Genomic DNA, 9,216 nt, shown 5'->3' on the forward strand with positions numbered 1-9,216 from the left:
ACTTACAAAATACTTATAAAAAGTATGCTTTTGACATGATTTTAGTATTGTTGAATGTGAAGCGTAACATGAAAGGTTCACTAAATTTCGCACTAATCATTAAATGTAAAGATATACCAGTTAAATAGACTTCGAGGAAGAAGTAAGTATGTTTAATTGTTGGACTCAATGAGATATTAGATAAGGCTAAAATCTCATTTGTATATACTTTATATAACAATAATGAAGATAAAGACAATTGTCTTTATTCATATGTCGTAGCCAATGCAAAAACTAATCGAACTGACCAATGAAACTTGACGAAGTAAAAATTAAAAACTTCCGCGGATATCAAACGGAAACCACAATACCAATTTCGGAATTAACAGCTTTTATTGGAAGAAACGATGCCGGAAAATCCTCAGTCTTAGAAGCTCTTGAAATTTTTTTCAACAATACTTTGGTAAAATGTGAAAGAGAAGACCTAAACATTACAGCAGATAACAATCAAATCCAAATCACTTGTATATTTTCTGATTTTCCAGATGAAATAGTAATTGACGCTGCAAATCCAACAACATTACAGGCAGAAAACCTTCTTAATGGTAATGGTAAATTAGAAATAAAGAAAGTGTACGCAGCTACCGCTGCAAATCCTAAAGAGAAGGTTTTTATTGTTTGCAATCATCCTACCGTAGAAAATGGCAATGATTTGCTCACATTAAAAAGAGCTCAACTTAAAACGAGAGCAACTGATTTAGGAATACCACAAGAAAACTACAATGGAAATGTCAATTCATCCATAAGAGAAGCTATTTGGAATTCTTTAGGCGAGCTTAATCTTCAAGAAATAGAGTTACTCGTTGATAAGGAGGACACTAAAAAAGTTTATGATACGCTAAAGAATTATTTGCCGTTGTATGCTCTTTTTCAATCCGACCGACAAAGTAAGGACGATGATAAAGAGGTTGCTGACCCAATGAAAATTGCTGTCCGACAGGCACTCTTGGAATTAAATGATGAAATAGAAAATATTAAAACCCAGGTTAGGAATAAAGCTATTGACACAGCAAATCGGACATTAGAAAAACTAAAGGAAATGTCGCCCGATTTGGCGAATGAATTAATTCCAGAATTCAAAACTGAACCAAAATTTGACAGTCAATTTAAATTAACTATCAAATCAGAAGACGACATCCCTATAAACAAGAGAGGAAGTGGAATTAGAAGATTAATCCTATTAAACTTCTTTAGAGCAGAAGCCGAGAGACTTAGAAACGAACATCAAGGCAATCAAATTATCTTTGCATTTGAAGAACCTGAAACGTCTCAACATCCTGACCACCAAGAGATGCTTATCCAAGCATTTATGGATTTATCAAACTCAGGAAATTCTCAAATTATTTTAACTACTCATACACCAGCATTAGCAGGACTTTTGCCTTTAGAGAGTTTAAGATTTGTTGAGCAAAATGAAAATGATAGGATAGTAGAATTAGGAACTGACGAAGTTTTTGAAAAAATAGCGACAACCTTGGGTGTTCTGCCTAATCCAGTTGTGAAAAATGCTACTGCAATGCTTCTTTTAGAAGGCAAAAGTGACGTTGCATTCATAAGTCACACAGCTCATCAACTAAAATCTAATGGACACTTAACACACACTTTTGAAGATAAAAGAATTGCTTTAGTTCCAATTGGCGGATGTGGTAATCTTAAACACTGGCGGACTTTGCAACTTGCAGAACAATTTAATATTCCATATTGCATTCTGCTTGATTCGGACAAGGGAACAGCAGAAGAACAAAAGAATATTGACCAAATAAAAGATTTACAAGCTAACGGAATAAAGGCATATTTAACAAGAAAACGAGAACCCGAGAACTATGTTCATTTGGATTGTTTGAATTTGCCAGCAGGAAGCACATTTAGTATCAATGATACCTGCGATGCGAAAGTTCTTATAGCAAATGAAAAGTCAACAAAGAAATCCTTAATTCTTGAAACTTATTGGACTCAAATGACGGCAGAACAAATTCGAGAAGTTGAAATATATGATGATAATGGTGCTGACAGATTTGAATTTACAGAAATGTTTATGGACTTCTTAAGCTTAGTTCCGTAAAAGTAATGGCTGCAACATTGTATAAAAATAATAGTGGTTTAATCACTAAGCCGAAAGTAAATAAGTATAAAAATGAGTCTAAGTTTAACTGAAAAATTAGTGTGTATAAATCCCTACTATTATTATACTAGTCAGTTTGTGGTTATTTATGTGTGAAAACAAATGATTAATAAAAATTAAAATCTAAACAGCATTAACAATAAAATAATAAATTAATGGCAAGATGTACAGCTCCAGTAAATGGACATCGAACAGCAAGTGGTGCAGCGAATTGTCCTGCGTGTAGAAATAGATATGGTGGATATAGATCTAGTTATTCATATCCATCATATGATAACTACTATTCTTTAGATAGAAGACCATCTTCATTAGGAAATTACAATAGTTCAAAAGGGCGAACTCAAAAAACCTCATGGTCAAAATCTGGTTCATCAATTTATTACACTCCAGCAGAGATAAATACACTTACTCCTGTTAGAAGAGTTGTTGAAAAAAGAGCAGGGAAACCAGATATAAAAGATATTTTTCTTTGTCATGCTTGGGATGACAGAAAAGAATCCGCATTGGAATTATATGACTTGCTAATATCTAACAGTGTATCTGTATGGTTCAGCGAAAAAGATATACCATTAGGAACTTCATTTCTTCGTGAAATTGATAAAGGTTTGGCAAAATCTAAAATTGGAATTGTTTTAGTAACACCTAACTTCTTAAAAAGAGTACAAAATGAAGGTGTAGCCGAAAAAGAATTATCTGCTTTACTTGCAAGAGACCAGCTTGTCCCTATTGTACATAATACGACTTATGATGAATTAAGAGATGTAAGTCCATTGTTAGGATCAAGAAATGGATTAGATACACAAGAAGAAACAATGGGAAATATTGCAAAGAAATTAGCTGAATTAATCACTGTATAGAAATAAAAGCTACCACTAACAAATGGTTATAGGTAATTGCTTGTTCTCGCTTACTTCTGAAAATCCGAGAGGATTTTCAGCTTGGTGCGTATTAGCAAAGTTAGTATTGAACCATGCAATTACTCATATTCGAGACTAAGTGTAATATTATGAATAAAAGAACAAGATTATATAATTTTCTTATTGACTCAATGGTGTTTTTTATTATTGTTTCATTGTCTTCTATTTTATTGAAAAATTATGTTGAAAGAGAAGACTTAAAGTACATTATGATTTTAATGTACTATTTCTACTATTTTATTTTTGAGCTGACTATTGGTCAAACAATAGGAAAAATGATAACAAAAACTAAAGTTGTAGATATTGAGGATAATAAAAGCCCAAGTTTCTCTAGGATTTTTATAAGAACGTTATCTAGACTAATCCCTATTGATTTTTTATCCTATCTATTCAAGTCAAACGGAATTCACGATATTTTATCAAAAACAAAATTAAAAAATATATAAATTAATTATTAACCTAAATTTTATTTAATGAAAAAAATGAAAAAAGTAATTGCAATTGGACTAATAACAGTAATGATGTCAAGTTGCGCAACGGTTTTCGGAGGAAAAGTTACCGCACATCAAAAAACAAAGCCTATGGCAGGAGAACAACAAAGACAAGTTAGAGTCGGGGCTTTGATTGCTGATATTCTCCTTTTTTGGCCAGGTGCTATTGTTGATTTTGCAACTGGTGCAATTTATAAGCCACAAAAGTAATTTTGTATAAACACAACTGGCAAGAATTTTCAATTAGCAATTCTTGCTGGTTTGTGAATATTGGGTATGAATATAACTTATTTAAAAAAATAATAATCACAATCTATTAATCAATAGAATATGAGCTAATTAATTTTAATCCAATCAGAATAAAAACAAACACATTAACATTTAAAATATATTAACAAATTATCATTATGAAAAAACAATTATTTATTACAGCCCTTACAATTTTCGGAATATTAACTTCTTATGCTCAAGATAATGGAGATTTTGAGTTAGGACTTGGATTGGGGTTAAATTTAGCAAATGTATCAACAATAGATGGGCAAAATAATGCATCTTCTAGAATTTCATTTAATGCAGGTGTGTCTGGAGAATATTATTTTTCAGATAGATGGGGTTTGAAAGCAAAATTAATTTATGATAGCAAAGGATGGGCAGATGGTTTCATTACAGATGAAAACTTCAATACTGTTACAACAGATTTTGAACTAAATTATGCAACCCTTCCTATAATGGCTAATTGGCATTTTGGTTCAAATAGAAATTGGTATTTAAATTTTGGACCATATGTAGGTTTTTTAATGAATGCGAAAGATTCAGAGTTAGGTATGGATGTCAAAGAGGGATTTAAAAGTACAGACTTTGGTTTTGCCTTTGGTATTGGGTATAAATTTGAAATAGATGACAGCATTAAGTTATTTATAGAATATGATGGTCAATCAGGATTTTCAGATGTATTTGAAGAAAATTCTGGAGATACAATTAGAAATGGTAGAAGTAGTTTCAATATTGGAGCTTTATTTAGTTTGTAGATACCCCGAAAAAGTTGTCGCAAAACTTAAAGTATAAAACGTACTTGACAGATTTATGAATGATAGACACAACCATACTGAAAATATCATTTCTAACGCAAAGTATTGGAAAGACTACTTTGAAAATAAAATATAAATACCATCAATACCGAGTGTAAGAAATGATTCTGAGAACTTAAAAAGTGAAAATCATTCTAAAGAATTTATATAGTCTATAAAAATTACTTAGATGAAGTAAAAAAATGAGTATTCTTTAATTATATTATTGGCTATTAATTTCTTTAAATGCTTCTAAATCTCTAATTATTAAGTTCGATATTTTATCTGTATGCTCTACTAAGCAAAGAGTTAACAGTAATGTTAGCTCTTTTTTATGCCTAAAGATTAATAAGAATTCAATAGGACGAGAAGTTTACCTTTGAGACCCAACGAGCGATAGCGAAGTTAATCTAGTTACCGCTACAAGTAAAGCTTCACAGAAAAGTGAAGCTTTTTTTAATCCGTACAAACTCTACTAGTCAATTTTGTTTTGCCTTCAAAATAAAACAACTATTCTCTTAATGCTTTAAAAGCAATACAATAGTTCACCACTAGTCTTGTAAGGACTGTGTTACTGATTAAATTTTATAAATTAATGTCAACTTTTTTTAGAATTATCACATATATAAAAGAGTTAAACCCCAAATAAAGTATGAAAAAAATAATTGTATTCTGTTATGTGGTTGTAAGCCCTTTGATACATAAGTTTCAGTACTACTAATATATTTGTGTCCTGCAAGTTTACTTTCATTAATAGGACATTACCGACTTAGTTCTTGTTTTCTGTGTTATAAATTCTCTCATAGCGTTCATTAAGTATAGTTATATACTTAGCTTTCATTTCTCGGGAGAGAAAAGAATTGGTTACCCATTTAATAGCATTTTCTTTCTTTTTATAAGATCGGTCGAAAACACCACTGATTTGTTTCTTCGTTAATCCTAAGCCTTTTCCTAAAGTTTCAAAATGAACATATTTTAATTTACTTTTTTTACCTTCAATTGTAAGTGCTAGCTCTTCTTTGTCATCTGGGTTTACAATCGCAACATTAAGCAAGTCATAAGCAGGGGCTAACAACCATCCGGAAGTAGATCTAATCATTGAAAAGTTTTTTAAATGCATATCATTGTTGCCAGTTAAAAAACTAAATAGGGTTAATTCAAAGAAGAAGATTTTATCTAATAGTGTATTATCTGAATAATTTTCTAAGGCCTTTCCAATTTTTTCCATTGAGCTCTTATATTTGTCAAAGGCCTCTGTGATTTGGAACATATCTAACATATGAATCTTCTGTCCGTCCTCAGTTCTATCTATTCGTTTTGTGATATATGATAATTCCCCAGATTGTAATCTAATTAAACTAGAGGGAACTGTTTTAATTCCAAAAGATTCGGCAATGCGCATGGTCAAATGTTCATTTTGTGGCATTTCTGGATAGTCGGTTGAAGGTGGTTTAAAAATATAATTTCCACCTAATGCGCCAACTACTGTTAACCTAAAACCATTGTTATCTCTTTTTTTATTAATGAGGGTCATCGACAATTTAGGTTGTACTCCAGGAACTGCAACGCTGCGTTCTATGACATCTTTGCCCAGTTCGGACATTTGATCTAATGAATATTCTAATTTCGGAGCTTCCTTGCTTCCAAAAAATGACAAACTACAAGCTTGGTGGAAGTCCAACTCATCTTTTAAATCTTCGTAACAATACAAGCATTTATTCTTCATCACTTTTTACTATTTGTTTCACACTTACTGCTCCTATGCAATTCTCGCAGCAGACTAATAATAAGCCCATACGATCATTTTGATTTATTTTCCAGTTTTTTGTGGCGATATTAAGTAACCATCCCTCTGGAATTAATCCTTCAAAAAAAGGAAATAACCTTTTGTCTTTATATACTTCTTCTCTAACAGGCATAGTAAATGTTATGAACTGTTCTGGATGATTTTTTATATAATCATTGTCATACCTAAATTCATATTCACCATCGTCAGTTTCAGTAAGTATCCCTGCTAGTGTGTTATTATATAATATCGTAGCACTTCTCATAAGCTATTATAGTTTCTGTTTTTTTAATTCTTTGGTGCTAACAGCTGCTAGTTCATGCCCAAACATACGTAATACCAGATTAACCTTTTCCATATTTAAGTTCGTCTTACCTTGTTCAATCTTTCTAATAACTGTTAAGGCAACACCAGCTTTTTCTGCAAACTCTTTTTGAGTGAGATCTACTTCTTTTCTACGGGCTTTTACGAATTTAGATAATTCTTTCATTATATGCTTTTAAGTATAATTTAGGTCAAATATAGTGAATTATATGTAATTACGTATATTTTGTGTTTTTATAATATGATTATATGCTTTTAGATATAATAAATGGATTACATTCATTATTTGTTCTGTTTATTTAGAACTCGATAAATACATTTAGTGCCACTTCATGCTATTTAAAAATTTCTCATCATTTTATTATTCACTTCCCTGCCAATCACTGTTTTACCTCTTTTTTTGACAGCAAAACACCAACATTTAGAAGTTAATCGGGCTGCATAACCGGGTTTCCTTGGCCTACGATGGGTGTAAACTCACTCACCCTTTTATAAGCCCTTGATTAATTCTAAATATTGAAAATTGTGTAAGCATCAAAAAAAGATAACAGCTGAAGGCTCTATGGGAAGTAATTCAAAATATAGAATAATGAAATCATTACAAAATATCCAAAATGGAAGTGGAGCTAAAGTTAACAAAACCACCTATGGTGGAAAAAAGAAAAACGCTTCTGGATATAATAAGTAAATCAGTTTTAAATAATTATTAATCTAAAAATTTTAATCATGAGTACATTAAAAAACAAAGTACAGTTAATTGGAAATGTTGGACAAGAACCAATCATTACAATCCTTGAAAGTGGTAAAAAAGTAGTGCGGTTATCATTAGCAACTAATGAGAGTTACAAAAATTCAAAAGGCGAAAGGCAAACAGATACTAACTGGCATAATATAGTTGCTTGGGGTAAGACAGCCGATGTCATTGAAAAGTATGTTGTAAAAGGCAAAGAAATAGCAGTCGAAGGTAAATTAGTTTCCCGTTCCTATGAAAATAAAGAGGGAGCCAAGCGATATGTTACTGAAGTGGTGGTTATTGAAATCCTATTATTGGGGCCAAATAAGGATAACACCATAGGTGGTGATTAAGTAAAAAAGAGAGGGTGTAACTTACCGTGGTTGTGCCCTCTCTATCATATTAACGCTTAAGCTAATAGTTATGAAGTATAAAGTTAATGAAATACAAGTGAGTTATAAAGAGAAAAAGGCGGTGTCACAATCACTGGCTATTAGATCTTCAAAAGATGCCGGGAAACTACTTTTTGAAACTTGGGACCAAAATACCATCGGTTTACAAGAAACCTTTAAAGTGTTGTTATTAAATAATTCTAATAAAATTAAAGGAATTTATCAATTATCCACAGGTGGAATTACAGGAACATTAGTTGATATTCGCATATTATTTGCAGTTGTTTTAAAGACGCTCTCGGTTGGTGTAATTCTCTCGCATTGCCATCCCAGTGGAAAACTAATACCAAGCGAAGCAGATAAACAACTCACGGAAAAAATTAAAAATGCTGCAGCATTTTTTGATGTAAAAGTATTAGACCATATCATAGTTGTTCCCAGTGGTGAATACTATAGTTTTTCCGATGAGGGCATTTTATAATCTTATCTGTTCAAAATCGGTTTGGGACTCTCTTAATTCAGTAATGTTCATCTATGTTCGAGGTTTTTTTTAATTGGGTCAACGGTTGTGTATAAGAATAGTGCGATTTTGTGTCCGAGGATTTTCCGCAGGAAAATCAGAGAGACCAAATGCGCACTAACCTTTTGATTAAGAAATAAATTTAAGCATTATTTTTTATACTTTGTTGTGCAACGTATTTATATTTTTCGTTTCATTTTTTTAAAACAGTATTTATAATCAAATATTTTGTCCAAATCGCAAATCAGTTCTTTGGCTTTCTTTTTTTTGAAAATAGGAACGAAACAACTCATAATTCCGAAATCATTTGTTTTAAAAAACAATTCCATATATAATTCGGTTTCAGTTGGTTTGAATATTTGGTCAGAGCTTAAATCAGAGTATTCATTTTCGATTTCAACATATAATTTGTCCAATAAATTATGCTTTTTTAATATTCCGATAATTTGTCCGTTTTTCTTTTCGTCCGTTGCAATATCAATACAAGAATTCAATTCGGGATTTTCGACAATTACGTCTTTAGTTATTCCGATATAAAAGTCAGAATTTGGCAAAATCAGAGTTGTATTTAAAGATTCCGACGAGTTTTCTAATTCCGCCAAAACTTTTTTATAATCCAAAGTTATTTGAGAAAAGGACTGATTAAAAGTCAAAAATAAAATGGTGTAAATTAAAATTCTCATTCTGTTCTCATATGTTGCACAACGGTTACGAGCATGAAATTTAGCGGTCATATAACCGCTATTTTCAGACTCGGTATTTGCCTTAAAAATAAGACAAATAGTTTAATTAGACCTATCCCAGCTATGTTTTATGCGCGTTGTT

Annotated in this window: 12 protein-coding genes; 8 read left to right on the forward strand and 4 right to left on the reverse strand. The window is 31.4% G+C overall.

Features of this window, described 5'->3' with window-relative positions:
• Positions 1-289 precede the first annotated feature (289 nt).
• The 5 genes from E5167_RS05560 to E5167_RS05580 all read left to right on the forward strand — a co-directional run bounded on the left by E5167_RS05560 (position 290) and on the right by E5167_RS05580 (position 4,597).
• Positions 290-2,101 (forward strand): AAA family ATPase, encoded by a 1,812-nt coding sequence (locus E5167_RS05560; RefSeq protein WP_136841851.1) that lies wholly within the window; start codon positions 290-292, stop codon positions 2,099-2,101.
• A gap of 215 nt (positions 2,102-2,316) precedes the next feature.
• Positions 2,317-3,018, forward strand: a complete 702-nt coding sequence (locus E5167_RS05565; protein ID WP_136841853.1) for a toll/interleukin-1 receptor domain-containing protein — start codon at positions 2,317-2,319, stop codon at positions 3,016-3,018.
• A 149-nt stretch (positions 3,019-3,167) separates the two neighbouring features.
• A complete protein-coding gene (locus E5167_RS05570) occupies positions 3,168-3,524 on the forward strand; it encodes an RDD family protein (protein WP_169301384.1) in 357 nt (118 codons plus the stop codon).
• Between the two features lie 27 nt (positions 3,525-3,551).
• Entirely contained in the window at positions 3,552-3,779 is a 228-nt protein-coding gene (locus E5167_RS05575; RefSeq protein WP_169301385.1) for a hypothetical protein, read from the forward strand.
• 197 nt (positions 3,780-3,976) lie between these two features.
• Positions 3,977-4,597 carry a porin family protein gene (locus tag E5167_RS05580; protein WP_136841857.1) on the forward strand — a complete coding sequence of 207 codons (621 nt, stop codon included), beginning with the start codon at positions 3,977-3,979 and terminating at the stop codon, positions 4,595-4,597.
• An 808-nt stretch (positions 4,598-5,405) separates the two neighbouring features.
• Here the strand turns inward: E5167_RS05580 and E5167_RS05585 are convergent.
• From E5167_RS05585 to E5167_RS05595, 3 genes are read right to left on the reverse strand one after another with little or no spacing between them, the layout of a single operon-like run.
• Positions 5,406-6,317: a HipA domain-containing protein gene (locus E5167_RS05585; RefSeq protein WP_317130367.1), complete on the reverse strand. Its 912-nt coding sequence runs from the start codon at positions 6,315-6,317 to the stop codon at positions 5,406-5,408.
• Positions 6,318-6,351: 34 nt separating this feature from the next.
• Positions 6,352-6,687 carry a HipA N-terminal domain-containing protein gene (locus tag E5167_RS05590; protein ID WP_136841861.1) on the reverse strand — a complete coding sequence of 112 codons (336 nt, stop codon included), beginning with the start codon at positions 6,685-6,687 and terminating at the stop codon, positions 6,352-6,354.
• Positions 6,688-6,693: 6 nt separating this feature from the next.
• Positions 6,694-6,912, reverse strand: a complete 219-nt coding sequence (locus tag E5167_RS05595; protein WP_136841863.1) for a type II toxin-antitoxin system Y4mF family antitoxin — start codon at positions 6,910-6,912, stop codon at positions 6,694-6,696.
• A 357-nt stretch (positions 6,913-7,269) separates the two neighbouring features.
• On the opposite strand from E5167_RS05595, the gene E5167_RS15385 reads away from it, so the two are divergent.
• The 3 genes from E5167_RS15385 (at position 7,270) to E5167_RS05605 (ending at position 8,352) form a co-directional block, all read left to right on the forward strand.
• Complete coding sequence (locus tag E5167_RS15385; protein ID WP_169301386.1) at positions 7,270-7,434, forward strand: hypothetical protein; 165 nt, start codon at positions 7,270-7,272, stop codon at positions 7,432-7,434.
• 38 nt (positions 7,435-7,472) lie between these two features.
• The gene (locus E5167_RS05600; protein WP_136841865.1) at positions 7,473-7,832 is read left to right on the forward strand and encodes a single-stranded DNA-binding protein; all 360 of its coding nucleotides are present in this window, start codon (positions 7,473-7,475) and stop codon (positions 7,830-7,832) included.
• Between the two features lie 70 nt (positions 7,833-7,902).
• Positions 7,903-8,352: a JAB domain-containing protein gene (locus E5167_RS05605; protein WP_136841867.1), complete on the forward strand. Its 450-nt coding sequence runs from the start codon at positions 7,903-7,905 to the stop codon at positions 8,350-8,352.
• Between the two features lie 218 nt (positions 8,353-8,570).
• On the opposite strand, the gene E5167_RS05610 is transcribed toward E5167_RS05605, so the two are convergent.
• Positions 8,571-9,125, reverse strand: a complete 555-nt coding sequence (locus tag E5167_RS05610; protein ID WP_136841869.1) for a hypothetical protein — start codon at positions 9,123-9,125, stop codon at positions 8,571-8,573.
• Positions 9,126-9,216: the final 91 nt, after the last annotated feature.

This window comes from Pontimicrobium aquaticum, assembly GCF_005047595.1.
Taxonomy (GTDB): Bacteria; Bacteroidota; Bacteroidia; order Flavobacteriales; family Flavobacteriaceae; genus Pontimicrobium; species Pontimicrobium aquaticum.

Excerpts from the sequence above, each read along its gene's own strand:
- E5167_RS05605 (WP_136841867.1), top strand. The coding sequence starts at position 7,903 with ATGAAGTATAAAGTTAATGAAATACAAGTGAGTTATAAAGAGAAAAAG.
- E5167_RS05600 (WP_136841865.1), top strand. The coding sequence starts at position 7,473 with ATGAGTACATTAAAAAACAAAGTACAGTTAATTGGAAATGTTGGACAA.
- E5167_RS05560 (WP_136841851.1), top strand. The coding sequence starts at position 290 with ATGAAACTTGACGAAGTAAAAATTAAAAACTTCCGCGGATATCAAACG.
- E5167_RS05575 (WP_169301385.1), top strand. The coding sequence starts at position 3,552 with ATGAAAAAAATGAAAAAAGTAATTGCAATTGGACTAATAACAGTAATG.
- E5167_RS05570 (WP_169301384.1), top strand. The coding sequence starts at position 3,168 with ATGAATAAAAGAACAAGATTATATAATTTTCTTATTGACTCAATGGTG.
- E5167_RS05590 (WP_136841861.1), bottom strand. The coding sequence starts at position 6,687 with ATGAGAAGTGCTACGATATTATATAATAACACACTAGCAGGGATACTT.
- E5167_RS05580 (WP_136841857.1), top strand. The coding sequence starts at position 3,977 with ATGAAAAAACAATTATTTATTACAGCCCTTACAATTTTCGGAATATTA.
- E5167_RS05595 (WP_136841863.1), bottom strand. The coding sequence starts at position 6,912 with ATGAAAGAATTATCTAAATTCGTAAAAGCCCGTAGAAAAGAAGTAGAT.
- E5167_RS05565 (WP_136841853.1), top strand. The coding sequence starts at position 2,317 with ATGGCAAGATGTACAGCTCCAGTAAATGGACATCGAACAGCAAGTGGT.
- E5167_RS05610 (WP_136841869.1), bottom strand. The coding sequence starts at position 9,125 with ATGACCGCTAAATTTCATGCTCGTAACCGTTGTGCAACATATGAGAAC.